At 47.9% G+C, this 25,393-nt stretch carries 22 protein-coding genes; 14 read left to right on the forward strand and 8 right to left on the reverse strand.

Features of this window, described 5'->3' with window-relative positions:
• Positions 1–41 precede the first annotated feature (41 nt).
• From FXO21_RS22330 to FXO21_RS22360, 7 genes are all read left to right on the forward strand, one after another.
• Positions 42–869, forward strand: coding sequence for a LamG domain-containing protein (locus FXO21_RS22330; protein ID WP_225865803.1), 828 nt, complete (start codon positions 42–44; stop codon positions 867–869).
• A gap of 111 nt (positions 870–980) precedes the next feature.
• A complete protein-coding gene (locus FXO21_RS22335; RefSeq protein ID WP_149642158.1) occupies positions 981–2,201 on the forward strand; it encodes an MFS transporter in 1,221 nt (406 codons plus the stop codon).
• Entirely contained in the window at positions 2,198–3,538 is a 1,341-nt protein-coding gene (locus FXO21_RS22340; protein WP_149642159.1) for an endo-1,4-beta-xylanase, read from the forward strand. The genes FXO21_RS22335 and FXO21_RS22340 overlap by 4 nt, the downstream gene beginning before the upstream one ends.
• A 55-nt stretch (positions 3,539–3,593) precedes the next feature.
• Entirely contained in the window at positions 3,594–4,787 is a 1,194-nt protein-coding gene (locus tag FXO21_RS22345) for an enolase C-terminal domain-like protein (RefSeq protein WP_149642160.1), read from the forward strand.
• Positions 4,788–4,799: 12 nt separating this feature from the next.
• Entirely contained in the window at positions 4,800–5,600 is an 801-nt protein-coding gene (locus tag FXO21_RS22350; RefSeq protein ID WP_149642161.1) for an SDR family NAD(P)-dependent oxidoreductase, read from the forward strand.
• A gap of 5 nt (positions 5,601–5,605) precedes the next feature.
• Positions 5,606–8,470 carry a glycoside hydrolase family 2 protein gene (locus tag FXO21_RS22355; protein WP_149642162.1) on the forward strand — a complete coding sequence of 955 codons (2,865 nt, stop codon included), beginning with the start codon at positions 5,606–5,608 and terminating at the stop codon, positions 8,468–8,470.
• A gap of 55 nt (positions 8,471–8,525) precedes the next feature.
• On the forward strand, positions 8,526–9,269 hold the full coding sequence (locus FXO21_RS22360; protein ID WP_149642163.1) for an RraA family protein: 744 nt from the start codon (positions 8,526–8,528) through the stop codon (positions 9,267–9,269).
• Positions 9,270–9,492: 223 nt separating this feature from the next.
• Here the strand turns inward: FXO21_RS22360 and FXO21_RS22365 are convergent, their stop codons facing one another.
• The 7 genes from FXO21_RS22365 to FXO21_RS22395 form a co-directional block, all read right to left on the reverse strand.
• The gene (locus FXO21_RS22365) at positions 9,493–10,077 is read right to left on the reverse strand and encodes a hypothetical protein (protein WP_149642164.1); all 585 of its coding nucleotides are present in this window, start codon (positions 10,075–10,077) and stop codon (positions 9,493–9,495) included.
• Positions 10,078–10,080: 3 nt separating this feature from the next.
• Positions 10,081–10,905 (reverse strand): metallophosphoesterase family protein, encoded by an 825-nt coding sequence (locus tag FXO21_RS22370; RefSeq protein ID WP_149642165.1) that lies wholly within the window; start codon positions 10,903–10,905, stop codon positions 10,081–10,083.
• 142 nt (positions 10,906–11,047) lie between these two features.
• Positions 11,048–12,334 carry a hypothetical protein gene (locus FXO21_RS22375; protein ID WP_149642166.1) on the reverse strand — a complete coding sequence of 429 codons (1,287 nt, stop codon included), beginning with the start codon at positions 12,332–12,334 and terminating at the stop codon, positions 11,048–11,050.
• A 182-nt stretch (positions 12,335–12,516) separates the two neighbouring features.
• A complete protein-coding gene (locus FXO21_RS22380; protein ID WP_149642167.1) occupies positions 12,517–12,966 on the reverse strand; it encodes a hypothetical protein in 450 nt (149 codons plus the stop codon).
• 59 nt (positions 12,967–13,025) lie between these two features.
• Positions 13,026–13,865, reverse strand: coding sequence for an oxidoreductase (locus tag FXO21_RS22385; protein WP_149642168.1), 840 nt, complete (start codon positions 13,863–13,865; stop codon positions 13,026–13,028).
• 87 nt (positions 13,866–13,952) lie between these two features.
• A complete protein-coding gene (locus FXO21_RS22390) occupies positions 13,953–14,855 on the reverse strand; it encodes a helix-turn-helix domain-containing protein (RefSeq protein WP_149642169.1) in 903 nt (300 codons plus the stop codon).
• Between the two features lie 64 nt (positions 14,856–14,919).
• On the reverse strand, positions 14,920–15,282 hold the full coding sequence (locus tag FXO21_RS22395) for a winged helix-turn-helix transcriptional regulator (RefSeq protein ID WP_149642170.1): 363 nt from the start codon (positions 15,280–15,282) through the stop codon (positions 14,920–14,922).
• Between the two features lie 122 nt (positions 15,283–15,404).
• Here FXO21_RS22395 and FXO21_RS22400 point away from each other — a divergent pair, with 122 nt between their 5' ends.
• A complete protein-coding gene (locus tag FXO21_RS22400) occupies positions 15,405–16,100 on the forward strand; it encodes a VOC family protein (RefSeq protein ID WP_149642171.1) in 696 nt (231 codons plus the stop codon).
• Positions 16,101–16,207: 107 nt separating this feature from the next.
• Here FXO21_RS22400 and FXO21_RS22405 read toward each other — a convergent pair whose 3' ends face one another.
• Entirely contained in the window at positions 16,208–17,446 is a 1,239-nt protein-coding gene (locus FXO21_RS22405) for a hypothetical protein (RefSeq protein ID WP_149642172.1), read from the reverse strand.
• Positions 17,447–17,813: 367 nt separating this feature from the next.
• Here FXO21_RS22405 and FXO21_RS22410 point away from each other — a divergent pair, with 367 nt between their 5' ends.
• The 6 genes from FXO21_RS22410 to FXO21_RS22430 all read left to right on the forward strand — a co-directional run bounded on the left by FXO21_RS22410 (position 17,814) and on the right by FXO21_RS22430 (position 25,304).
• Positions 17,814–19,676 (forward strand): carbamoyltransferase family protein, encoded by a 1,863-nt coding sequence (locus tag FXO21_RS22410; protein WP_149642173.1) that lies wholly within the window; start codon positions 17,814–17,816, stop codon positions 19,674–19,676.
• 81 nt (positions 19,677–19,757) lie between these two features.
• Complete coding sequence (locus FXO21_RS28850) at positions 19,758–19,907, forward strand: DUF5989 family protein (RefSeq protein ID WP_015812275.1); 150 nt, start codon at positions 19,758–19,760, stop codon at positions 19,905–19,907.
• Positions 19,908–19,999: 92 nt separating this feature from the next.
• Positions 20,000–20,362 carry an SxtJ family membrane protein gene (locus FXO21_RS22415; RefSeq protein ID WP_149642174.1) on the forward strand — a complete coding sequence of 121 codons (363 nt, stop codon included), beginning with the start codon at positions 20,000–20,002 and terminating at the stop codon, positions 20,360–20,362.
• A gap of 97 nt (positions 20,363–20,459) precedes the next feature.
• A complete protein-coding gene (locus tag FXO21_RS22420; protein WP_149642175.1) occupies positions 20,460–23,342 on the forward strand; it encodes a glycosyl hydrolase in 2,883 nt (960 codons plus the stop codon).
• A gap of 126 nt (positions 23,343–23,468) precedes the next feature.
• Positions 23,469–24,071: an RNA polymerase sigma factor gene (locus tag FXO21_RS22425; RefSeq protein WP_149642176.1), complete on the forward strand. Its 603-nt coding sequence runs from the start codon at positions 23,469–23,471 to the stop codon at positions 24,069–24,071.
• Positions 24,072–24,179: 108 nt separating this feature from the next.
• On the forward strand, positions 24,180–25,304 hold the full coding sequence (locus FXO21_RS22430; protein WP_149642177.1) for a FecR family protein: 1,125 nt from the start codon (positions 24,180–24,182) through the stop codon (positions 25,302–25,304).
• Positions 25,305–25,393: the final 89 nt, after the last annotated feature.

A 25,393-nucleotide genomic window follows, 5' to 3' on the forward strand; every position in this document is an offset into this window, starting at 1 on the left:
ACTTGTTGGCCGGTTTTCTTTTACTTTTTTTAACTTTTTGCGTGGGCGAGGTCAAGGGACAAGCCGATAGAGGCTTAGCAGACAAGGTACTGGCTACCGGCGGGCTGGTGGCGCTTTGGGATTTTAAAGAGCCTCAGGGCGTTGACAAAACCGCCTATGGCTTATCCGCATTTTCTTTGAAAGAGCAAAACGGATCGGTTCCCAGGATCAGCGAAGGGCCTGTTTCAGGCTTTTCAGCGCAGTTTGATGGTAATGCGTTTCTTTCATTACCGCATAGCCAGACGCGTGAGCTGAATATTTTTGGAGCAGGTCAGGGAGTGACCGTACTGGCCTGGGTGAAATGGTCAGGCCAGCAGACGGGATTCGTAGGAGGGATGTGGAATGAGTACCAGGATGGGGGAAAACGTCAGTACGGCTTGTTTGTATCTCTGCCTTATTACAATGGCAGAAATCAGGTTTGCGGGCACATATCCAGAACAGGAAAACCGACCCCGCCTTTTCCGTATTCCCTTGATTATTCGGCAAGCAAACAGCGGGTTCCTGCCAACGAATGGTCCTTTGTGGCCTTCACCTACGATGGAAAATATATTAAATCGTTTTTGAACGGGGACTTTGAGGCCCGGCAGCCGGAGTTGATTGCCCATACGAAAGGATTCGAGGGGTATCCGGACGGAATTGTTCATTCCAAAAATCCTTATCTGTTTACCGACGGAATAGGGAACAATGGATCCGACTTTACGGTGGGTGCTGTTTTGCTGAAAGCAGGAATGGGTAATTTCTTCAAGGGATTGATCGGAGGTGTGGCTGTCTTCAACCGGGCATTGGCAGACCATGAAATTAAGGAGCTATCTCAGTTTGGAAAGAAATGAAAAACAGGCTGGATGATTTTATCGCTTCTGTTTATTAGTAATCAATCCCGTAATAAATGAGTGCCACACTGGCATTAAAGAAATGATGATTGTTTTAAAAACAAACGCCGCATGAGGGTACCTGAGAAGCGTTATAAATGGGAGTTACTGGCTTTACTCTGGCTGGCTTTTTTTCTCAACCAGGCCGACAGGCAAATATTCAGTGTCGTACTGCCGCTCATCCGCGAGGATCTCGGGCTCACTGATGCCGAGCTGGGCCTTATCGCCTCCGCGCTGGTATGGACCTACGGGCTGCTTGTCCCGGTCGCAGGGTTTGCGGGCGACCGTTTTTCACGAAAGATGATCATCGGTTCCAGTCTGGTATTCTGGAGCATTGCGACCCTGTCGACGGGTTTTTGCACCACTCTGATCCAGTTCGTGATCCTGAGGGGTATTGCCACGGGCGGGGGCGAAGCCTTTTATGCGCCCTCAGCGAATGCATTGATCAGCCACCACCATACCACTACCCGTTCCTTCGCACTGTCGCTGCATCAGTCGGCCGTTTACATTGGCATCATCCTCAGTGGCGTGATTGCAGGATATATCGGAGAAGTTTACGGCTGGCAAAATGCCTTTTTTGTTTTCGGGTTTTTTGGCATCATTGTCGGTGCCCTGATCTTCGTACGGCTGAGGAAAGATATGCCGCCCGCGAATTTTGATAAGCCGGCGATTTTAAAGACTGCCGGGATTATCCTAAAGAAACCAACCGCTATCCTGCTCACCGGCGGCTTTGCCTGCATGGTTTTTGTCAATGTGGCCTATCTGACCTGGATGCCGTCGTTTTTGGCAACCAAATTCGGTCTTTCGCTTGCTGGTGCAGGTTTTAGCGCGCTCTTTTATCACCACGTCGGGGCGCTGGCAGGCGTATTGGCGGGAGGTAAGCTGGCAGACAGGCTCTCGCTCCAAGACCGGAAAGCCCGGTTACTTGTTCAGGGAGTGGCCCTGTTGGCCGCTTCCCCTTTCATATTCTGGATGGCGGCTGCAACCACGGAGTATGTGACTTACGGGGCCCTGTTTCTTTTCGGCGTTTTTCGGGGTGCTTACGATTCCAATATTTTCGCTTCGTTGTATGAAGTCGTACCCGTTGCAATCCGCTCGTCCGCCTCGGGATTGATGCTGATGTGCGCGTTTCTGGCCGGGGCATTCTCGCCCTATCTGCTGGGAGTACTCAAACCTACCCTCGGACTTTCCCTGGGATTATCATTACTCTCAGTCGCCTATATAGTGGGCGGCGTGCTGATCATTATTGCAGCATTGCTATTTTTTAAAAAGGATCAAATCGGATTACAATGAAAAAATACATCTTCTTTCTGGCCCTGAGCTTTGCCTGCACGGCGGTATGCGGCCAAAGCCGCTATGATTCACTCTGGTCGGACCCCGGTGTTGAGCAGCGGATCCGGGAGGGAATTGAAAAGCATCGCAAGGGTGACGCGCGCATTAAGCTGAACCGGAAAAGTGCCAGTCTTCCGAAGAACGTCACCGTCGAAGTAAAACAGCTGACGCACGCTTTTCAGTTTGGGTCCAACATTTTCATGCTCAATGGCTACAAAAAGCCGGAACAAAACAGCCGCTATGAAGAAGTCTTTCAAAGTTTGTTCAACACCGCCTGTGTGCCGTTTTACTGGAAAACCCTTGAACCGGAGCCGGGTAAATTGCGCTATGGCGTAGAAAGCAAAGAGATATACCGGCGTCCGCCTCCCGATGTGGTACTGGATTTTTGTGAAAAGGCAGGGATCACACCGAAGGGGCACACGCTGGTTTGGGACAATGTGGCACACTCCACACCGGAATGGCTGCCGAGGGATACCGCAATCATTTCGGAGAAAATCAGCCAGCGGATCCGTCAACTCGGCGAGCGTTACGGAAATCGTGTTAAAACCTGGGATGTGGTCAATGAATTGCTTTCCTATCATGCCAACGCCATTCAAATGCCGGATGATTACGGAGCTAAAGCGTTCGGGCAGTTTTCCAAAAGCTTTCCGGCAACAACCAGGGGATTCATCAATGAGACCACCAGCATCTGGAACAACTATCACCGCGAATACAGCCCTTATAATCAGCTGATTGAAAATTTGAAATGCAGCGGCGCTAAAATTGACGGGATCGGCCTGCAGTTTCACTTTTTCAGCGAGGCGCTTCATCATGATGTCGTTGCCGGAAAGAGCATTACGCCTCAGCGGGTATTCGATGTGCTGGATCTCTACGGAAAACACAAAGTGCCCATTCACATCTCTGAAATCACGATCCCCACACTGCCGTATAATGAGACGGGATTGCAGAACCAGGCAAAGATGACAAAGAACTTTTACAGGGCCTGGTTCAGTCACGAGGCCGTGGAAGGTATTATCTGGTGGAATGTTTCGGATGGCACCGCGGTGGCCGGGGAGGACAAATGGAGGGGAGGATTTTTGAATGAAGACCTTACACCAAAACCTTCCTATTTCGTGCTTAACGAGCTGATCAATAAGGAATGGAAAACGGATTTTACTAAAAGTACAGATCAAAGCACGATGGCCTTCCGCGGCTTCTACGGAGAATATGCGGTGAAAATTACAGCCGGCAAACGGGTGATCGAAAAGAAGTTCATGATTAAAAAAGGAGTAGAAAACGAATTGTCTATTGATATCTGATCGGGCGAAATAATCACCAACAGGTCACGAAGTCTTTTAAAAAACCAGTTTATAAATGAAAATTATTGATCTCAAAACCCGGTGCGTTGCCATTCCCCTCAATGCCCAGCTCAGGCATAATACCGGGGTGCATCCGGGCTATTTTTTAAGGACTATCCTGGAACTCGTTACCGACGAAGGGATTATCGGTCTGGGGGAAGTGGGCGGGGGCGACCAGTGCGGCGCATTGCAAAAGCTTAAACCGCGGATCATCGGTCTGGACCCGTTTCAGCTGGAAGTGATGAAACTGAAAGTGCTGCGGAGTATCTATTATATGTCGAATGCCAGATTATACGCCGCGCTGGAAATGGCCTGTCTGGATATTCAGGGCAAAGTATTGAACCGGCCCATGAGCGATTTGCTGGGTGGCCGGATCCGGGATGAAGTACCGTTCATCGCTTACCTTTTCTGGCGTTACGATCGTCCCGGCGACGGCAAACATGACCAGACTGCCGAAGACCTTGCGGATTATTGTGTGGAACTGCACCAGACCCTGGGCGTGAATGCGATGAAGCTCAAAGCAGGTGTGATGCAGCCCGAAGAGGAAGTGAGAGTGCTTGAACTTTGCCGCCAGAAGCTTGGCAGTGACTTCGGCCTGCGTATTGACCCAAATGGCGTGTGGTCGGTTAGTACCGCAGTGAAAATGGGCAAGCGGATGGAAGAGCTCGGCATCGAATACTTTGAAGATCCTTCGTGGGGTTTGCAGGGGAATGCATCGGTGCGCCAGCAGATCCGTATCCCTATCGCGAGCAATATGTACCCGGCGCGCTTTGACGATCTGGCACCCGCTATTCGCCTGGGTGCGGTGGATATTGTGCTCACCGACATTCATTACTGGGAAGGACCGCGCGGCGTGAAGGACCTGGTGGCCGTCTGCAACGCATTCAATATGGGCATAGCCATGCACAGCGGGGCAGAATTTGGAATCGAGCTCGCAGCCATGATCCACACGGCAGCCACCATTCCGACGATGACTTTTGCAGGTGATGCCCATTACCATTACCTCACCGACGATATTATTGAAGGCGGGAAAATGGAGTATGTGAATGGTTGCATCAAAGTACCCACTGGTCCCGGACTCGGCGTGTCGCTGGACGAAGACAAAATGAAATTTTACCAAAAATATTATGAAGAGAAAGGCGACTATTATGCGCGATTCCACCAGGACCCGTACCGGCCCGAGTGGTACCCGAAAGTGGGCGGTATTTAAAATCAGCAAACCATGAAGAGACTAGCAGGAAAAAGGGCGCTCGTTACCGGTGCTTCTTCGGGAATAGGGCGGGAGATAGCGCTCCGGCTTGCTATGGAGGGCTGCGCAGTTGGTATTCATTACCTGGATCAGAAAGCGGAAGCCCAGGCGCTGGAAGCACATATCCGGTCGGAAAACGGGCTTGCTTACATTTTTCAGGCCGACCTGACGGATTTGGATGCGGTAACTGCGCTGGCAGATCATGCCTGGGAAACCATGTCCGGTGTAGATTTTCTGATCAACAATGCCGGGGTCTCTTATAAAAAGCATTTTCTGGAAACGACCCGGGAGGATGTCGACATTTTTATCAATACCAACTACCGGGGTACTTTTTTCCTGACCCAGGCTATTGCCAGAAACATGGTGAAGCATTCCATTGAAGGCGCCATTTATTCCATTACCTCGGTGAACGGAATACGTCCGGGAATAGGCCAGAGTGCTTATGGGGCTTCCAAAAGTGCTTTGGAAACACTTATGAAGGGAGTTGCCCTTGAACTGGCACCCCATAACATTAAGGTTAATACCATTGCCGCCGGTGCTATTGCAACAGATATGACCAGAGAGGCCAGGAGTAATCCGGCTACACTGAAAGAAGTGACAGAAGGTATCCCCATGGGACGGTTCGGACTGGCAGAGGAGGTCGCCTCCGTGGTGGTCAGCCTGCTGATCTCAGGCAGTTATCTCACCGGCGAATCCATCACCATCGACGGGGGGCTATTACTGATGCGTGGCTACGGAAAACCCGGGCCTTATGATCCAGAAAACTTACATTGATGCTTATGAAACGTAGTCTATTCATTCTACTTATTTGCCTTTGTTCGCAAACCACGGCTGACGCGCAACCGGCGGAGAAGACGCTTTGGCAGCCTTACAGGGTTACGGAGCGCACGGGTGCACAACATATAGAGTTGTCGGGAGAAGGCTGGGCGCTCGGCCACACCGACGAGCCTGTCAGCAATATCGCCGGGCTGTCGCGATTAAAAGACGTTTTTGCCACCAGTGTTCCCAACTCGGTCCATTGGTCATATTACAAGGCAGGAAAGCTGCCGCATCCTTATTACCATAAGAACTCGGAGCAATACAACTGGCTTGACGAGAAGGCGTGGTATTACCGGCGTTCCTTTAAAATGCCGCAAAATGCCGGAGATAACTACGTTTTCCTTTGTTTCGACGGTGTCGACTATTTCTCCAGAGTTTGGGTAAACGATTCGCTCATAGGCGTGCACGAAGGGATGTTCGGGGGGCCGACGGTCGAAATAAGCAAGTATTTAAAAGGTGATAATGAGATCGTTGTTGAAGTGAGGGCGGGCAACTGGGGCAACGAAGCCACCAGGATAGAGGATTTGCCAAGGTTTGCTTCCGGAGAGCTGGATTATTCCAAAAGAAAAGGCTTTAACCCCCGCATGAGCGGAAAAATTATAAAACCCTGGGTTATCTCAGGCGGTTCGGGCGGAGAAGCTTTTTTCAGCGTAGGTATGTGGCAGGGGGTGCGACTGGAAATAGTGCCCAGGGTACATTTGGAACGTCCGTTCATGACTACGCTGCAATGTTCGGAAAAAGAGGCCAACCTCCATTTATCCCTGGAAGTGCTCGCCAATCAGCCTTCCACGAGCCTGACACTGCACCCCTGGAACAATGCCCAGATTGATCATCCCGACAATTTCGGACAGAAATTCGAGGCGGTGAAAGGTAACTATCAGGTCAGAATGGAGCTTCTTTTTCAAGGTAAAACAGTACACAGGCAAGACTGGAAAACAGAGCTGACGCAGGGTAGGAACTGGCTTGAAAAGGATATTAAACTTCCCGACCCGAAGCTATGGAACCCGACCGGCCTCGGGAATGCAGATGTCTACGACGTCAGGATCCTGCTTTTGAACAACGATATCCAACTGGACCAGATCCAATTTAAATACGGTATCCGCACAATTGCTTACCTGCCGACTGCCGGGCCACGTACTCGCGACCGCTGGGATAACTGGCAATTTGTGGTAAACGGAAAGAAAATATTTGTGAAAGGAATGAATTTTACCCCTCAGGACATTCTTCTCGACCTTTCCTATGAGCGCTACCGCTGGACACTGCAGGCGGCGAAGAAAATGGGTGTTCAGCTGATCAGGATCTGGGGAGGCGGATTGCTTGAATCGAAGCACCTGTACGATATATGTGATGAGCTGGGAATCATGGTATGGCAGGATTTTCCGATCGGCAATCAGGACACGCCCGGATACCCTCAGGACGTCTGGGAGGCCCAGGTAGTGCAAAATATTTTACGGCTTCGCAACCACCCCTCCCTTGCGATATGGTGTGGGGGTAATGAGTTCAACCCGTATTCTTTAGGCAATGCATCGTCTATCGGAATTCTGGAGCGTAATCTGGTAACCTTTGACCCGAGCCGTCCTTTCAAACGCACTACGCCTGATCACGGGGCTATTCACACTTATCCGGATATGGATCCGGTGTGGTACAACCGCAGCTATGCGAAGGTGCCGTGGGTCTCGGAAACAGGGATGCACTCCCTGCCGGAGGCCGGGGTCTTTCGCGAGGTGGTCGACAGCACGGAATTTACCGGCCTGGGCAAAATGTGGGAGAAAACTTTCGCAAAAGACCATCCTGAGTTTATCCATCACTTTACAGAATATGGTCCCGGCAGGGTCCCGCGAATGCTGAGCCGCGCTTCCCATATCGTGGATGTGGCTGATCCGACGATTGACGATATTTCAGAAGCCTCACAGATTGGCGCAGGAGAGTTTTACCAGGTGTTTTCCGAAAAGATCCAAGGCAATTATCCGGTGACGGCAGGATTGATGCCATGGGTGTTCAAACGCCACTGGCCGGTGATCGCGATTCAGATGATGGACTGGTTCGGCCATGCCGGGGCACCTTATTATTTTCTGAAAAGGACTTATGAGGCAACGCACGTGGCAGTAGATATTCCAAGGCTGCTCTGGAAGTCGGGTGAAGTGATGCAGCTGCCGGTTAAAATCACCCACGCTTTACCTGGCGCAATCAAGGGCTCGAAAGTCCTGGTTCGCGTCATGGACGATTCGTTCAAAGTGTTGTGGGAGAATGAAAAAACGACGGCAGTTACCGCGGGAACGTCGGTCACCGCTGTGGAAATGGGGCAGTTTACAATACCAGCCGGCTACCGTGACCGTTTTTTGCTCGTGCTCGCAGAATTGAAGGACGCTTCGGGAAAGCTGGTTTCCAGGTCTTTCTATTATCCGCGGGTATTGTCGAAAATGGATGATGCTGCATTTTACAAAGAATACACAACCACACCAATTCCCTGGATCGCATTGGAAAAAGGGCCGTGGCTGAAAACTTCAGTGGCAACAGCGCCTCAGACCGTATTAACAGTTTCTGCCGGTACCTCGGAAAATGGTTCAGGAAATACCAGCAGGGTTAAAGTGAAGGTATCCAACACCGGTACGGTACCTGCGTTTATGACCAAAATCGATATTACAGGCGCAAAACGGGCTATCGTGGCCGACGATAATTACTTCTGGCTGGCTGCCGGCGAGTCCAGAAATATTGATCTCGAAGTCCTTTGGAGGGATCCTTCCGAAGCGCGCCGCCCTGTCGTAACAGTAAAAGCTTTCAATTCGAATGAAGCAAAGACAGAACTTGATATGACTGTTAAATGATCGAACAAAAATCAACAAAAAAGACAGACAAACATTAACAATAAATTTTGAAAACATGAGTGTAGATCAGTATAAAAAGGAGGTTGGAATGATGAACCTGGAAAATCTCATCGGATTCCGGGAGGATAGGTCAGTGGCCCCTTTTCCGGTTAGCGACCAGGAGATGCTCGAACGCTTCGAGCGGCTTTATACCGGTGCTGTAAATGATGTATTACGTGAATTTTGCCTGCTCAACCAGGCATTGCCCGGGCATATTGTGCCGCTTCGCGAATACCGGACGGTGGCAGGCTTTGCCTTCACCGTTAAGAGCGCCCCCAATGCGATGATCAGGGGCGAAATGGAGTTCAGGGTGAAAATGCTCGACGAAATGCATGAAAATGCATTCGTGATATGGGATACGACGGGTGACCAAAAAGCAACGTTGTGGGGTGGGGTGATGACCGCAACCGCGAAAGCGAAAAAAGTAAAGGCGGCCTGCATCGACGGTGGTATCCGGGATACGCACCAGATCCTGGAAGCGGATTTTCCGATGTTTTATAAATACAGAATCTCAAACGGCAGCCTGGGGCGCTGCCTGATTACGCACTACCAGGTTACACTTCAGATAGGTGACGTTACCATCAAACCGGGTGATATCGTGTTAGGCGATATCGATGGCGTGCTGGTAGTACCCCGGACGATTGCTTACGATGTGCTGCTGCGGGCCGAGGAGATCATTGAAAACGAAAAAGTGATTTTTGGTTGGGTAAAGGAAGGGCAGTCCATTCAGGATATCACGGATAAGGGAGGTTATTTCTGATTAAGCCCGGCATTCCGGGTTATTTATAACTGATGAGAAAAGCAGGGCGTTCTGCTCATTAGCTGGTACGCAGGCTACATAACCTCTGTTTTTCTTTCAGTTTTAAGGGGAGGGTGCTTATCATGCAGGATTCGGATGTAACTCATCACCTGCTCAGTATTGGTTGCCGGATTTGAACCATGCTCCCATGGATCAGGTAGAATTCATTTATGAATGATAAAAACTAAATCCCAAGCCTTACACCAATTCCTGCTTTGACTATGTCCGGTAAGGAGAGCGATCTGGCGTTCAGAATGTAGCTAACCATATACAGATCGTTGGAGTTCAGTTGAAGGTATGTCGTGACATATTTAACTTTTGCCGTGCTTTTTAGCTTGTAAGTTATCGATGATTCTGTCGCCAGGTGCAGTCGCAGCGCCGACTTCCACCAGTAATATCCCTTCGGAAACCGTGAGGGCCAGTTCAGATAAAATTGTTCCCCGAAATGGTAGCTGATTTTCAAACCTGGATCAAGCGGATTGAGGCTGACCCTGTCCGAAACATTCAATGCATAAGGTTTATAAAAAAACGAGGCCGACAATATGTGGAGCTTTCCGCCTTTTTCTTCTGGTACAACGCCATATTGCAGGCCAACCCTGGCACGTTGTGTGAATAAATCGTAGCCCGCACCAACTGACATCCACCCTGTACTTCCGGCATATTGTGCAGTGATATGATCGGGATAAGCACCTTTTTTTGATTGTGCATGGCACAGCGGGGCTGCTGCTCCAATCAGGAGCAGGATCAAAATCCGTAAGTTTTTTTTCATGGTCTAATAGTCAACGATTGTTTTGAAGACTCTTCCGTCCACGATTTTTAGCAGGACAAATGCATTTTGATTAAAGGCATAGCTGGTCATATACCTGACACCATCCTCAAAAGGGAAGAAGTCAAGGTGTTGGTGCACGTGCCCGTGGAGGGATAGCAGCGTCTTCGGATGGTGCTTCAATAAATTGGTATAAGGCACCAACAGGTCCTGGTCAAATTCTAGAGCACTGAACGGTGGCACGTGCGAGACGGTGATAATGTGTTTAATTGCATTGCAATCCTTCATTTCTGAGGCTAACCAGTCCATGTCCGGGATTTTTCGTTTCGAATATTCCAGACTGTTGGTGTTGTGCGCTATAAATTTGATGCTATCATAGACAAACGAATAGTCGGTCGGGCCGAAAATGTTCGTAAAAACCTGCTCGCCATTGGCAACGAGATCATGGTTTCCAACCACTCCGAAGTAGGGCTTGTTCAAATTTGAAAGCCTGCGGTTTACCCATTCGAATTCCTGCAAAAGCCCAAAATCAGATATATCACCTGCCAGCAATATAAAATCGACGCCGGCGGTCGCATTGACTTTATCAACGAACCTGTCCAGTTCGCTGTACCAGCGCTGCGAATCCCCGACAAAAACGATCGAAACCGTGTCGTCGAGGGGCTGCTCATTCAGTTTTAATAGATTCTTCGCATTTGAATTCGTCACAGAATGCTTGTCACTCGCCTGATTAGGGCTGAATTCAAACTGCCTGCAAGCACCTAATGCAGAAATCAACATGGCGAACAGAAAAATCTTTAAGCCAATGTTCAATCGATGTTGTACCCGCATAATTAGTGACGGCCAGGTTTCGATGTATTGTTAATATGGGCATTGCGCTTCCTCCCGCATGAGGAAATAAATCTGACATGCATAGAAGAGGACGTCACTCGCTGTAAGAAGCGAGGTGCTTGCGGGTTCGTAACGTTGTGTTTTAAAGGGCCAGGCCGACGCCGATATTGGATCTTAGCCCGAAAGACGTTTTGTTATTACCTAACTGGCTCTTAAAATTATAGGATGTGTTCAGATCCAGATAACCGCGGCGGAATAGCCTGAGCTGGAATCCTGCCAGCGGCCCGACTTGAATGGTATTGGTTTCGCTTTCAAACTCACGGCCGGCGATCTCCCAGCCTCCGTGCCAGCCTTTGTAGTAATTGTATTCCGTGTTCAGTCCGGCATACCAGCCCGAAAGACCGTTTCCGCCCTTCCCATTAAGCCGCTGGCGCTTTTGCAAAAAATAATACCTGGGCTGCACAGAAAAAATTATAATTTTCTCGCGGGAATAAACGCTGGCGTATTTGAATGTATACTCAGATACCTTTTCCCCGTCATATAATTCAACCGTATGATCATACCTGAGGTAATTGAAACCCCTGTTCATGGCTGCGTCCAGCTGCACATTGATGGTCCATGGCGAGGTTTTAATTTTACGCTCGAAAGCCACGCCGGTCCTGATCCTGTTTAGATAATAGCCAACGGTGAGCTCTGGCAGGCGTATTTTCCATTGCTGGTGCTGGAACTCATCACAAAGCAGGATGTCACAGAAACGAGCGGTTGCTGATTTTTTCCAGTCCCCGAGGGCAAAGCCAAAGCTCGCTTGCGTGGAGAATTGCAAACCTGTCGCCGTCAGGCCGTACGAATAGTCATATACAGACTTAAATACGGCGAAAGAAAAATCCATATAGCCATGATTCAAGAACCGCCTCTGGAACCCGAGCTTAAAGCCAGCCTTCGGATCATTATCAAATGTACCCGGCATATTATAAAAAAGTGCGACATAGTTGCCGCTGAAATTATTTGCGCTTTTGCCCTTCTTGATCCGTCGGCGCATATCTACAAACCAGCGAAGCTGCGCATCCATGACGGTATTCTGCAAGGACTCTTTCACAGGCGCTTGAATACCATAAAGCGGGAAGTGACCCGACAATGCCAATGAAAAAGCCGGCAGAAATTTAACCTCGTAGCCAACGTGCAGCGACAAATTATTCAAGGTTTTATCGTCCGTTAAAGGATAGGGCACAGCCTGGTAATACTGCGATAAACCTAATTTGAACATATTCCTGGTCGGTACCTTGGTCATAAACACATTTTCATACCGGTCAATGAAGCGTTGCTTTCTCAGCGTGTCGGGTTCTTCGCTGAAACTGATGTTTGTACTATCCTGACTATACGCAGTAGCGCAGCTAAGCAACAGACCGAAAACAGCAATGTATCTTCTCAACTTAGGGCGGGTTATTGTTGACAGTTAGTTTCCATACTCTGACCGATCTGCAGGCTGGTAAATTGTTTACCTGGAAAGGCCATGCCAGCTTATCAGAACTTCGGCTTAAAGTGGCAGGGAAGAGTTAAATTGGTTGTATGAGATAAAAAAATATTTATTTGACCGCCCCGGTCCTTAACTGCTTAGTCAGTTATAATATAAATATTTCCAGAAGATGGTGTTAGTGGTTTGTTGTCCTGATAAACCTTTGAAACAGTCGCCCAGCCCTGGCATTTTGCAGTATTAATGAAAGTTTCCAGCCGAAGCTTCGCAAAAGGCTCGCCTCTCAGTTCAACGGTGATTTCCGGATTGTTGAGAGCATGCGACTTCATAATAAGTGCTCCGGTAGTGAAAATGCCTTCATAACTGTCCAGGTCGCTGATGTACGTTTTGGAATTTGCCCCGTCAGCGTAAAAAATCCTAATATCCGATGTGCTGCCTGAATTCGGATAGGTGACACCGTTTGCTTTGACCTGGAAATAAAATACCGGCGGAGGAGCCTGGCAGTCGACCCTGTCGCCGCAGCTAAACAGAAAAATCAGTGATAAGATCAAAGTGCATGACAGTGTCGGGAATGAGCAAGAGGATTTCATAAATGGCTAAAATAGAAACGAGGAATTAACCCTGGAAAATAGGGTTAATTCCTCAAATTTCAATTTAAAGCCGTTTCTACAGAAAGTTTTTTCCAGGTGGCCATTTCGTCCTGCAAAGCGCTGATCTTCGCTTCGGCAAGATCGTTTGCATCCTGCCCCAGCAGGAAGTGGACAGGCGGATTTTCGGCATCGGCGATGGCGATGATCGCGGTTACCCCTTTGACAGGGTCGCCGGGCTGATTGCCTTCAAGCTGTGCGTGGTATGCTTCTGAGTCGCGGACCAGCTGATATTCGTTGATCCTGGTTGCAGGCAATCTTAATGAGCCCGATTTCAAAAAGTTGGTGCGGAAATAACCCGGCTCTACCAGGGTTACTTTGATCCCGAACGGCGCAACTTCGGTCGCCAGCGATTCGGATAAGCCCTCGACCGCAAACTTGGTGGCGCAGTAAATGCCCCAGCCAGGGAAATTTCCCGTGATACCAGCAATCGACGAGATGTTAAGAATATGTCCGGAACGCTGTTTGCGAAGCTGCGGCAACGCCTGACGGATCACATTCAATGTGCCGAAAACATTCACGTCAAAATTGCTGCGTGACTCCGCGTCGGTAAGCTCTTCAATCCCGCCAAGCTGACCATAGCCGGCATTGTTGGCAATCACGTCGATGCTGCCAAAGCGCACAACGGTGATTTCAATTGCATTGGAAACTGCGGCTTCGTCCGTAATATCAAGTGCCAGCGGCAGGAAATTTTCGGATTCACCGCCGGCTGCATCCTGCAATTCCGCCAGGTTTCGTGAAGTAGCTGCGACTTTATGGCCGAGTTGTAACAATTGATTAACTAGTTCCAGACCGAAACCTTTTGATGCTCCGGTGATAAACCAAACTTTTTGATTGTCCATGTCCTTCATTTGTTTGTTTGACGAATACAAAATTAGGACGGCGGACAAGGGAGTTGTTTACGGAAATCAATTCGTTACTTATTAAATTCAAACAATTCTGAAAGCAGAGGGCGCCATACCGGTTCGTTTTTTAAAAAAGTAAGTAAAGTGGGCCGGCTCGTCAAAGCCAAGGCTGTAACCGATCTCGGCGATGTTCCAGTCTGAATGCATTAGCAATGCTTTGGCTTCGCTGGCGAGGCGGTCGGCGATGTGGTCGGTGGTTGTTTTACCGGTGGTATCACGCACGCAACGGTTAAGGTGGTTGACATGCACGGAGAGCTGCGACGCAAAGTCGCTCGCGGAGCGCAGGCTGAACCTGCGCGAGGGTGTTTCAATAGGAAACTGCCGTTCCAGTAACTCGATAAAAATCCCCGTTAAACGCGAACGCGCATTCGTTTGATTGTGAAGCGTTTCGGTTGGACTCATTTTCAAGGCATAATGAATCAGCTCGAAAACGTAATTTCGCACAAGGTCATATTTGAGCGAATAATCGGAATTGATCTCATTCAGCATTTTCTCAAATATGCCGGTCACTTCTTTGTCTTGCTGCGGATTAAGCGGGTAAGAAGGCTTGGCGCCAGGCTTGAAGACAGGCAGATCGCTCAGTCCGTTGTCGAACCTTCCCTGAAAAAATGCTTCACGGAAAATGCAGAAAAAGCCGTTTGTCTCGTCGGAAAGAGGCTCCCACGTGTAAGGGACCTGTGGGTTGAAGAAAACGAGTGTCGGCCCTTTGATCTCAATGCTTTTGTCAGCATAATGGTATACATTATGGCCTCGTATCAGGGTTATTTTATAAAAATCCCGGCGGCTATAAGGCTTTTCCCCGCAATTTGGCGCCATCCAGTCTTCCAGACGGAAAACGTTGGCCTGTCCGATATCGACTTTCAGGGTCGAAGGAACTTCCTGAAAATGGAAACGGTAAAATTCTTCGAGACTCTCTGATTTTTGCATCCGGTAAATTTACCAAATTCAAACTATTTGCAAAAAATGCGGTGATGTCCGCTTGGTTGAGCCGCTATTCACTGCCTAAGGGCCGGATATGTTCACTTTCTTCCTGCATCAATGCCTGTCCATAAGTCATCAGTAAGGCAATAGCTGGGAGCGCCTGGCGACCTCTGTCGGTTAATAAATATTCAACGCGCGGCGGTTTCTCACGATAAATTATGCGCAGGACCATTTTCTTTCTTTCCAGCTCCCGGATTTTTGTATTGAGCATTTTATCGGTAATGTGTGGAACTGCTTTCTTCAAATCTCCATACCGAAGTGCTCCGTCACGGAGGCTTAAAATTATTGGAATTTTCCAGGTACCTCCGAGATAGGACATGGCGAATTCTATCGGGCTGTAATAAACGCGGTTTTCGTAAATGAAATCTTGCATACGCAAATTAAGGGATTATGAGCCGGCTTATTGGCTTACGCCTTTATCGTCAAAAAAGTATATGAAGGGCATTTTAAATAGCATTCAGTTAGGTTTGCCATTTCAAATAAAAGCTCGTTTTTATGCAAACAAAAAATTGGATTACCACACCCGTGCTCCCCTGCCGTGCAATTAGCGAAACGCTTTCTTTCTGGGAAAACATCGGCTTCACCACTACTTATCGCCATGACAGGCCTTATCAATATGGCGTGGTCGAGCAGGGTGGTCATCAATTGCATTTTATCCGAGTAAAGGGCGTGGAATTTAGTCTGGTAGGTTGTCTGATTATGGTGCAGGACATTCAGAAAGTCCATAGCGATTTCTGTGCTTCTCTGAAAATGCAGTTGGGAAAGGTTCCATTAACGGGCATCCCGCGAATTTCAAGGATAAGGCCCGGACAAACCCGCTTTACGCTTACCGATGTATCAGGTAACCCGGTCATTTTCATTCAGATCGGTGAAAAAGACCAGTCTGACTACGAGGAGGCCAGCCGGGAAAGTCTGTCAGCCATGCAAAAGGCAATCGCACTTGCATTGCGGTTACGCGACTTCAAAGAGGATTATGTAGCCGCGGCCAAAGTGCTGGATAATGAACTGATAAAGCTGGAAAGTGAAATCACAGAGACAGAAAGGGCCGAAGCCTTGGTGATCCGTAGCGAACTGGCCCGGGTACTCGGCGATACGGACAAGTATGCTGAATGCAATTTTCTACTTGGCCTCGTCGCGATCCCGGAGGAAGAATTGCAGCGTTTAAAAGTAAAACATTCTTGGAATGACTGAGTGTTTCTGTCTACGGATGGACTGACTTAAACTATTATTAAGCCATTACGAATGATCTCAGCCATTGCACCGTAATCCGCCCGGCTAACAGTTGGATCGTTTGTCACCTAATTGTTAATGCCCCCAATCAACGCCAGGTCCTCAGATAACTTTTTGGCAACCATTTTATACAAAACGGGAGCAGGGTGTGCATTGTCGAATGGCAGCATTTTGTCATCCGTACTCGTCAGCCCGGAATAGTCGAAATATTTGATTTTACTATCCTGTAGTAGCTTTTTCATCTCAACTGGTAACGGGTTGCCGGGGAAAATCACGACGTAAAAACGGTTTTTTTTAAAGCGTTTGATATATTCTTCTTCGGTTTTTTTGAGGATATCTATCACCAGCTGATAGTGTTTTTCAGTATGGTATTTGGGGTACCCCAACTTGAATAGCTGCTTGATTCCGCTCGTTTCAGATCCAAGTATCATATCCGTGTAGACACGCCGCCGGTCTGCAAACAAACCTTCTGTCTGCATCGTTTCCGTATTTAAATAAGGGAGTTTTCCTTTTGTCAATGCGATCCAGCGCGTAGCAGGTATAACCCGGTCGATATGGTCATTGATAAGCGTAAAAATAGCGACACCATCCTGCTCCGTGACCTGACGCTCCAGCGATTCGTGCTGAAGGCGGGCTAATGCATGAAGAGGGGAATAGGCCAGGTAACCCAGGTTATATGCTTTGAATGCAGGTGAATTTTGCTGAAAATAATAAGGCATAGTTTGATCATCCGAAACGCCGTCACCGAAAGTATACGAGCAGCCCAGGAACAAAGCATATTTGTCGGGGAAAGTGTCGGAGGATGCCGGAGTGATTCGGCGGGAAAGACTGTCTATATTGATTTTTACAGAGTCAAACCGGGTATTCTTATTGCGTGGTAACCATAGGATACTGGCGTTACGGCGGGCTTTGACGCCTAAAATCGAATCCGGCTCAACCGATAATTCATGATCTTGCCTTTCTACTGAAATGATATTGGTCTTAACGGCTTGCTTGCTCTGAAGGTTTACAATTAAAAGACTGGCTTTTTCCAGTCCAAAAATGAGCAGGAGCGTAAAAAGCGTTAAAAACAGAATATAACTGACCGTTTTACGGGTATAAAATAGCCCGGCGACGATGAGGATAACGAGTGCTTCAGCCAGCAGTAGCTTATAGGTTGCCTGGATTATATTTCTGTCCCGCCAAATCCCGTCGGCATTTCCGTATGCATATTCGAAAAGATAAATGAGGAAGGAGAGGCCAAGTGTAGTGCAGATCAAAGCCAACGCAAAAGCGATGAACGCAAACCTGGATATTTTAGTAGCCATACTAAATTCAGGAGATAAGTCAATAGAGGAAAAAAGTAGTATTACTTTATGTTGAGGCAGCCAAATTAGACAATTTAAATCATTTTAGTATACTAGCCGGCGAGTCTCCGCGTGGTTCTGCGGCGATTTTGTTCGGGCTGACAGGTAAGCCAGAGCAATATCGGATGGGTACAGCTGAAATTATTTTATTGTAACTATAACAGATATAAGAAAATCTTTGGCAATTTTGATAGAAGTTTGTACAGCTATGCAGCAGGTGATTTCGAATCGTATTTGAAGAGCAGATACTACTCAATTGCTTAGCTTTTTTCAAGAATGACCGTCCCACAAAGGGATATGGATCTCTCCGAGCATGACATTATTTTAAATGAAAATTCTAGGTATCTCAGCCTTTTATCACGATTCAGCAGCAGCTCTTATTGATAATGGTGAAATTGTTGCAGCCGCTCAGGAAGAGCGCTTTACAAGAAAAAAACACGACCCCGGCTTTCCCTCGAATGCGGTTGCATTTTGCCTCGAATACGGCGGACTTACCCTGAACGAATTGGACGCGATTGTCTTTTACGACAAGCCGCTGCTCAAGTTCGAAAGACTGCTCGAAACCTATTACGCATTTGCACCGAAAGGGTTGAGATCGTTCCTGACTGCAATGCCCGTCTGGATCAAGGAAAAGATGTTCTTAAAGCGTCTGATCAATGAAGAATTGGTTAAACTGGGTTACGATAAGAAGAAGAAAGTGAAGCTCCTGTTCCCCGAGCATCACCTCTCCCACGCCGCAAGCGCATATTATCCATCGCCGTTTGAAAAGTCTGCTATTCTTACCATTGATGGGGTCGGGGAGTGGGCAACGGCTTCCATTTGTTTGGGAGAGGGGAAGGATATCAGCATCTTGAAAGAACTGAGATTCCCGCATTCACTGGGACTTCTGTATTCTGCATTTACCTATTTCCTTGGTTTTCGCGTCAATTCCGGAGAGTATAAGTTAATGGGTCTTGCCCCTTACGGTAACCCTGCTTCTCCCGATATTAAAAAATACGAAGATCTTATTCTCAAAAACCTGATTGAATTGAATGAAGACGGTTCCGTTTGGCTTAATCAGGATTATTTCGATTATGCAACGGGCCTGAAAATGGTCAATGAGGACAAATGGGAGGCATTATTCGGTTTCAAAACCAGAAAACCTGAGGATGCGCTTGAACCTGTACATTGTAACCTGGGCCTTGCAATCCAAAACATCACCGAGGAAGCAGTAATTCGTATGGCAAAGGAAGCAAAACGCCTTACGGGAGCGGATTACCTTTGCATGGCCGGCGGTGTTGCCCTCAACTGCGTGTCCAACGGAAAGCTGCAGAAGGAAAATATATTCAAAGACATTTTTATCCAGCCTGCCGCCGGTGATGCGGGTGGGGCGCTTGGAGCCGCTCAGGCTGCTTATCACATTTTCTTTGGACAGGAAAGAAAGGTAACCTGGAAGGCCGATGCCATGAGAGGCTCCTATCTGGGGCCTACTTTTTCAGATCTGGATGTAGCGCTTACGGCAAAAAAATACAAAGCGGTTTACAGGTATTACGAAAATTTTAAGGAAGTGTCTCAGGAAGCGGCGCAGTTACTTTCGGAAGGGAATGTAGTTGGATGGATCCAGGGGCGTATGGAATTCGGGCCGCGCGCATTAGGTGGGCGGAGCATCCTCGGTGATCCCAGAAACGCCGAAATGCAAAAGAAACTCAACCTGAAAATCAAATACCGTGAGTCTTTCCGTCCGTTTGCACCCTCCGTGCTGGCAGAGGACTGTGCAAAATTTTTCGATTATGAAGGAATTTCGCCTTATATGCTGTTGGTACATCCTGTTGCAGAAGAAAGACGGAAACCGGTACCAGCCAATTATGGCGCCATGGACCTCCGTGAAAAGCTCTATTTTGAACGGTCTGACCTACCTTCCATTACGCATATTGACTATTCGGCTCGCATCCAGACTGTCCACAAGGAAACCAATCCGCGTTACTACGAGCTGATTGATGCCTTTAAGGCGCTTACCGGTTATGCGGTTATCGTCAATACAAGCTTCAACGTTCGCGGTGAGCCGATCGTCTGCACGCCAAACGATGCCTACCGGTGCTTCATGCGTACGGAGATGGACTATCTTGTTGTCGGCAATTTTATTTTTGATAAAAAGCAGCAACCCGAATGGCTGGAAAAGGACAATTGGAAAGAAGAATTTGTACTTGATTAACAGTCAAGTCCTTAAATATAAGCGAATACCTAATGGTTAGCTTTTCTGGAATCATTTCATGCATATAAAACAACGAACAAAATGGATTTCTTGACCGACTTATTTGCCTTTATGAAGGAACGGAAAAAATGGTGGTTAGCTCCTGTGATCATTGTGCTGCTTCTGATTGGTGTACTGATCGTAATCGGAGGAGGCTCAGCAGTTGCTCCATTTATTTACACCTTATTCTGATCTGACAAGTCAAACAAATTTAGCTTTTGCAGTGATTTTGAATTTTTATTGAGATTCAAATCACTGCATGTTACAATCTTTCAAATATTCTAATGAGTGAATCTGATAAGGCCAAAGCACAATTGGTTATTGTTACCGGACTGGTCGTTCTATACTTTATTTTCAAATCACAATATTTTCTGATAGCGGCAGCGATTGTCGGCGTGTTAAGCATTGCAATCCCAGCCGCGGGCAACCTGATCGTCAAAGGATGGTACAAAATCGCAGAGGTTTTAGGTTTCATCAACGGACGGATTTTGCTGTCACTTGTGTTCTTCGTAATCCTGTTTCCCGTTGCGGCTATCGCAAAACTCGGGAGGAAAAACCCGCTGTCACTTAAACGCGGCGTTAAAGGTTCTGTATTCGTTGAAAGAAATCACAAATATTCATCGAAAGATCTTGAACAAGTTTGGTAGTGTCACTAAGTGAGGCCGGAACTACGCGGCTGATTTTAAAGTAGGTTTTAAGAGCAGCAAGATGAAGATCTTTGTGGATTGTCCCACCAAATTTTAAATGTTTAGCAAATCAAGTTTATGTTGCCTGATCGCCGCATTGTTGGTGCTATCATGCGCATCTGCGTTTTCTCAAAAAAGTACCGCTATCATCGAAGCCCCGGCGTTTCAAAACCCGACTTCGAACTATGGCATCCGTTGCTGGTGGTGGTGGCTGAATGGAAATATTGATAAGGAAACCATCACGCGGGACCTGGAAGAAATGAAGGCAAAAGGTTTCAGCGGCGCCTGTATTTTTGATGCGGGTGGGGCTGAGCAGCGTGGGAATGGTCAGGTTCCGGAAGGACCTCTCTTTGGGTCGGCGGCCTGGCAAGCGCTTTATGTGCACGCCATCAAGGAAGCAGACCGGCTGGGACTGATCATGTCGATGAGTATCCAGAGCGGCTGGAACCTGGGCGGGCCAGATGTTACGCCAGCCGAAACTGCAAAACAGGTGGTGTTTTCAGAAACGAGAGTAAAAGGTGGTGCGACGGTAAATGTTGAATTACCGATGCCCAAAGTGCGCTATGATTATTACCGCGACATTGTGATACTCGCTATTCCTTCCAAAGCCTTTACAAACCGGGCTCCGATCGGTGATTTTGCCAATAAAGCAGCTACCCGCGAGGTCGGTGGATCTGCGCCGGAAACGCGGCGCTTACTTACCGATATTCCCGGCACCCCGGGTGAGGAAGATGCCCGGTTGAAGCAGGTACTTAACATTACCAAACATTTTAACAACGGCAAACTTAACTGGAAAGCACCTGCGGGCGACTGGACGATCCTCCGTATGGGATTCACGCCCACGGATGCGGAAGTTTCAACATCAAGCGGAAAATGGCAGGGGCACGTGATCGATTATCTGAGCGAGAAGAATTTCAACCGCTATTGGGATACGCATGTGGAGCCTTTGCTAAAAGCGATTGGCCCGATGGCAGGCAAAACGCTGCGGTACCTGCAGACCGACAGTTTTGAAGCGGGCGGTTTGAACTGGACCGAAGGTTTTGAGAAAGAATTTATCAGATACCGTGGTTATGACCCTGTTCCCTATTTACCTGTGCTGGCTGGCAAAATCATCGAAAGCCGCGAGGTGAGCAACCGTTTTCTATCGGACCTGCGCAAAACACTCGGCGATCTGATTTCCGAAAAACACTATGGCACGTTTGCAAAACGCGCCAGTGCGCACGGGATCGGGCTGCAACCGGAATCGGCAGGACCGCATGCCGGGCCATTCGACGGACTGAAAAATTATGGGCACAGCGAAATTATGATGAGCGAATTCTGGTCGCCTTCGCCGCACCGCGCCCGACCGGTCGATCGCTTTTTTGTCAAACAAGCGGGAAGCGCTGCGAAGATATTCAATAAAAAAATCGTTGGAGCTGAATCATTCACCACTATTGGTCCCCACTGGAACGATGTCATGTGGTCGGATATGAAACCAAGTGCAGATCACGAGTTTTGCGCCGGCCTTAACCTCGTTTACCTGCACACTTTCACTTCCTCGCCCAAAACAATGGGACTTCCGGGGCAGGAATACTTTGCAGGAACGCATTTTAACCCCAATGTGACCTGGTGGAACCATTCAACTGAGTTTATCAAATATCTAACCCGCTGCCAGTACATGCTGCAGCAGGGGACTTCCGTTGCCGACGTACTCTACTATTATGGCGACCATTCACCGAATATAGGAAGATTAAAAGAGGATGATCCGGCCGGGGCATTGCCGGGATTCGACTATGATCTGATCAATGAAGACAGGCTTCTGGCGCTTGAAGTAAGGGAAGGTAAGCTTTTTTTGCCCCACGGCGTTTCTTATCGTGTCCTGGCTTTGCCGGACCATAAAACATTATCGCTGGCAGCTCTGACAAAGGTTGAATCATTGGTAAAAGCAGGTGCGGTGGTCATTGGCAACAAACCTGTTACTACTGCAAGTCTGGTGAAGTACCCTGCTTCTGAGCAAAGTCTGAGGAAAATCGCTGACTCCCTCTGGGGTAATGAAAGCCAGCCGAGCGGGTCCCGCCATGTTGGAAAAGGTCTGGTGGTTTGGGGGCAAAATGCGGCTGCATACCTGCGTTCGGCAGGTGTGGCTTTTGATATGGAAATCGTGGAAAAAGAATCGGGCAGTCGCTATGACTACATTCACCGCAGTACGCCGGATACGGACCTTTATTTTATCAGCAGCCAGAACCGTGCGGCTTCGAAAATGACCGCTGCATTCCGCATTGCGGGCAAGCAACCGGAACTATGGAATGCAGTGACAGGAGAAACGAGACCAGCTACCGCATTTACCCAAAAAGACGGCATTACCTATGTGCCGCTCCAATTCGATCCGTATGGTTCGGTATTTGTTGTTTTTCAAAAGGATATCGAAAAAGCTGACAATGGCGTTGCTAAAACTAATTTTCAGGAATACCAACCTGTAACAACACTGCACGGCGCCTGGGATGTGGCTTTTGATACCAGCTGGGGTGGTCCGGCTAAGGCGGTTTTCACCGAGCTTACCAGCTGGACCGATCGCAACGAAGCGGGGATCAAATTTTACTCGGGTAAAGCTATTTATTCAAAAAAATTTGATGCAAGCCAGACTTTGAGGACAAGCAAATCAGCTTTTTTGGATTTGGGAGAGGTGAAGGACATTGGGATCGCAAAAGTGGTTTTGAATGGAAAGGATCTCGGGATACTGTGGGCACCACCACTCAGAGTTGATGTGAGCGGGATTTTACGCGAGAAAGACAATGAACTGCAGGTAGAAGTCATCAATACCTGGCGCAACAGATTGATCGGGGACAGGACAAAGCCTGTTGAAAAGCGGTTGACTAAAACCAATGTGACCGTACTGGATAGCTGGCAGTTGACCCCATCCGGTCTTCTGGGGCCGGTGCGTTTGCTGACCACAGCACCATGATAAAACAGGGTTGTTGGGTTGGAATTTCGTAATTGGATGATACACGGATTGAATAAAACTTTTCTCTTAGCATAAATTGGGTTTGCGATCAAGATTTACTTATTTAGTAATCTTTTTCACTCAATTATGAAATCAGCGTCCACTAATCCCGAAGACCTTTTGCTTTGGCAGGATTTCTTGGACGGTGACGTGCAAGCATTTGAAACGCTGATGTCAGGTAATTTTCGCCTGCTTTTCAGATATGGATGCAAATTCTCCAAAGACCAAGAATTCGTAAAGGATAGCATCCAGGACCTTTTCATGACTTTGTGGGAGAAAAGGGGCAATCTGAATCCCGATGCGGCAGTGAAGCCCTATCTGATGGCCTCGCTCCGAAGACTGATGCGCAGGCAGCTCGCTGCCCGCAGTTTTGACGGAGAGCTTTTGCAGGAAGTGGAGTATGATTTCTACGTTGAATTCTCGGTGGAAGAACAATTTATTGCCGATGAAATGACGATTGCCAGGGCCCGGCAGATACGGGACCTCATCAGCAAACTACCGCAGCGTCAGAAAGAAGTGGTTTACCTGAAATTTTTCCAGGAATTAAGCCGCGAGCAGATCGCTAAAGTAATGGGGATATCCCCTCAAACGGTTTCCAATCTTCTTCAAATTGCTATCCGACAGCTGAAACACTGCCAGAAAGTAGCCTATTTAATAGTTGTTCTTCTGCACTTGCTCCTAACACGCTGATCATTACGCGATCCAGTATTTATTTTCCTTTTTTTTAGAAATAATTTAAAATTTATTGGTATCCCGCCGGGATTTTCGTCTATAATCATATAGACACAATCAACTGGCATGGACCGCTACTCCAACTTTTCTATTGATGACTTTGTCTGGGACGATTACTTTCGTCAATGGATTTTGTCACCTGATCATGACAGTATTACATTTTGGAATACCTGGCTCGACGCCCATTCCGAAATGACGGAAAAAGTGGAGCGGGCCCGGGCTATCCTGCTTTCCATGCAGATCGAAGAGCCTGAAATCAGTGATGAAGAGATCAATAAGATTGTAAAAAGAACTGTCGGCTTATATGACGGCACCAATACGAAAATCCAAAAACTGACCCACCGAAATGTATCAGCGCCTTTCAGCACCTGGATGCGGTTTGCGGCTTCAATTATTCTGGTAACATTGCTGGGCTGGACGGCTTACTCTGTATTGGTCAACAGAAAGGAAAAATCACAAGTCGAAGAACAACTCACTGCACCAGCGGCACATTATTCAATTGTTGAGAAAACCAATACGACCACCCGTACCATGGAGCTTACCCTGCGTGATGGCAGCCATATTAGCCTGGCCCCGAAAGGTAGTGTGCGGTACAGCGAGCCCTTCCAAAAGGAAAGAAGGGAAATTCATCTTACCGGAGAAGCGTTTTTTGACATCAGGAAAAATCCTGACCAGCCCTTCCTGGTATTTGCAAACGGACTGATAACAAAGGTATTAGGAACCAGCTTTCGGGTAAAAGCATCCGAAGACAGGGGAGAGGTCACGGTTGAAGTCAAGACGGGTAAGGTGGCCGTATTTGCGCAAGCTGACCCGCATGCGTACAAGAAATTGGAAGACAAGGCACTGCAGGGGACGATTTTGAAGCCGAACCAGAAGATCATTTACGCCGGCAAGGAGGTTAAAATGGTGAAAACCCTGGTTGAAAAGCCCGAAATAGTCGTCTCTATATCTGAAACTCCAAAATTTGTTTTTGAAGATACCCCGGCAAGTGACGTTTTGAACACGCTGGGAAAGGCTTATGGTATTGATATTATCTATGATACCACGCTTTTAAAACACTGCCTGCTCACAGCCCTTCTTGAGGGACTCACACTTCACGACAAGCTGGATATCATCTGCAAGGCTGTCGAATCAAGTTATGAGATCGTCGACGGGCAGGTAATCATCCATAGCAACGGGTGCAAGAATTAACCAATTTCATCACGCATAAACCTCTCAATTAACAAAAAACAGAAAGCTTACCTATAAAAAAAGAGCCGGCAATGTTCCAGCATCACCGG

The sequence above is a fragment of the Dyadobacter sp. UC 10 genome, from assembly GCF_008369915.1.
Lineage (GTDB): Bacteria > Bacteroidota > Bacteroidia > Cytophagales > Spirosomataceae > Dyadobacter.